Annotated in this window: 2 protein-coding genes; one reads left to right on the top strand and one right to left on the bottom strand. The window is 64.2% G+C overall.

From position 1 onward, the window contains the following. Positions 1 to 528 (top strand): oxidoreductase C-terminal domain-containing protein (locus EN991_RS36615; protein ID WP_164769680.1); only part of this gene is annotated, 528 nt, incomplete at its 5' end. Positions 529 to 647: 119 nt separating this feature from the next. Here the strand turns inward: EN991_RS36615 and EN991_RS36620 are convergent. Continuing rightward, on the bottom strand, positions 648 to 1,304 hold a 657-nt coding region (locus EN991_RS36620), incomplete at its 5' end, for a DUF1402 family protein (protein WP_127370542.1).

A 1,304-nucleotide genomic window follows, 5' to 3' on the forward strand; every position in this document is an offset into this window, starting at 1 on the left:
GGCATCGGCGCCGTGCCGGTGACCGGGCTTGCGGCCGAAGCGGGGCTGACGATCGACAATGGCATTGCAGTCGATGCCGAGCTGCGCAGCAGCGATCCCGACATCTTTGCCGCCGGCGATTGCTGCTCGTTTCCGCTCGCCGTCTATGGCGGCCGCCGCGTGCGGCTGGAAGCCTGGCGCAACGCCCAGGAACAGGGCGCGCTGGCGGCCAGGAACATGCTCGGCGCCGGCGAGGCGCATGCGGCGGTGCCGTGGTTCTGGTCGGATCAATATGGTCTGTCCCTGCAGATCGCCGGGCTCTCCGACGAGGGCAAAAACACCGTGCGCCGCGATCTCGGCGACGGCGCCTTCATCCTCTTCCATTTGGCTGAAGACGGCAGGCTGGTCGCGGCCAGCGGCATCGGCCCCGGCAACGCGGTCGCCCGCGACATCAGGCTGGCCGAAATGCTGATCGCCAAGCGCGCCAAGCCGGCGCCGGAAGCGCTGGGCTCGCAGGACGTGAAGCTGAAGTCGTTGTTGGCGGCCTGAGCCTACGCTCCCCCTTTTTGGGGGCCGCTGCGCAGCTGCGGGATGGGAGTGCGGCACCGCCCCTAACCTTCGGTCCGACCTGCCCTACAAGGGGCAGGTAAAGGCTCTGAACCCCAGCCCTAAAACAGCGCCTTCAGCTCCGGCAGTTTGTCGTTCACCAGCCAACCATAATAATTCTCTTCCGGCAGCTTTTCGGGCTCACCGGCGGCGCGGCGCCTGTCGTTCTCCGCCTTCAGGGCATAAGCGCGCTGCTCCGGATTGCCGACATTGTAGAGCGTGGCGGTCAGCCCGGGATTGCCCGAAATGTCGAAGCCGGCAATGCTTTTATAGGCATCGATCGATTTCCTGATCGTCGCGGCGACGTAGGGCAGCGTCAGGTCGGGATCCATGATGGTCTTGTAGACCGAATTGGGATCGCCGACGTCGAGCTTGGGCAGGCCCGAAACCTTGTGCACCAGATCGCTCATCTGCAGGGCGGTCAGCGGATTGAGCTGGCCGAGGCCGAAGGTCTGGCCGGCATAATAAGGCTGGAAGAAGGTGGCGCCGAAGCGGTCGTCGGGAAAGCTGGTCCCGCCGACCGACTTGCCGCGAAACGAACGGTTCCACACCTGTTCGCGGCATTCCCACAGATCGTAGCTGTCGGACATCCCCGTGCATTTCTTGAATTCCGGCCGCTGGACGAAGTCGGTGATGTCCTCGCCGTCATAGGCGAAGGACAGCTTGCTGGAGAGATAGGAGATCGCCTTGACATAGTAGGTCTGCAGCCGGTCATAAGC

This window comes from Mesorhizobium sp. M7A.F.Ca.US.005.03.2.1 (genome assembly GCF_003997795.1).
Classification (GTDB): domain Bacteria; phylum Pseudomonadota; class Alphaproteobacteria; order Rhizobiales; family Rhizobiaceae; genus Mesorhizobium; species Mesorhizobium ciceri.